Genomic DNA, 393 nt, shown 5'->3' on the forward strand with positions numbered 1-393 from the left:
TCCTCTTCTTGCTGAACCTTTTTGAGCCGGACTTTGACCTCGGGGTCATCGACGACATACCAGTGCCAGCGGGGCAGGTCATCGGCAGTAGGGGCCTGCACCGCAACGCTGATGGCATCCTCGATGATTTCCCGGCCGACCGGACGGTCGAGGTCGAGTCTTTTTCGGACCACACGCGTGGTCGTCAGTACATAGTCGACTGCCCCCTGATTAGGTGATCACTGTTCACATAAGAACTATCACTCATAAATCGATATGCGTGCACTGTGATGTCTGTTACGCCATACAGGGACGCATCAAAGGTGGCCAAACCGCTGTGGAGATATGGCTTTGAGCCCGCAACCTTCAGTGCCGCAGGAGCAAGAGTCCAGAACCGTCCCTGCTCACGGGTAT

General features: G+C 55.7%; 1 protein-coding gene. It reads left to right on the top strand.

The genetic code is table 11. From position 1 onward, the window contains the following. Positions 1 to 218: hypothetical protein (locus AC30CM_RS27325; RefSeq protein ID WP_490120026.1), on the top strand; the 218-nt coding region annotated here is incomplete at its 5' end. Between the last annotated feature and the right edge of the window lie 175 nt (positions 219 to 393).

The sequence above is a fragment of the Mycobacterium sp. DHQP2018-32-09 genome (assembly GCF_058148405.1).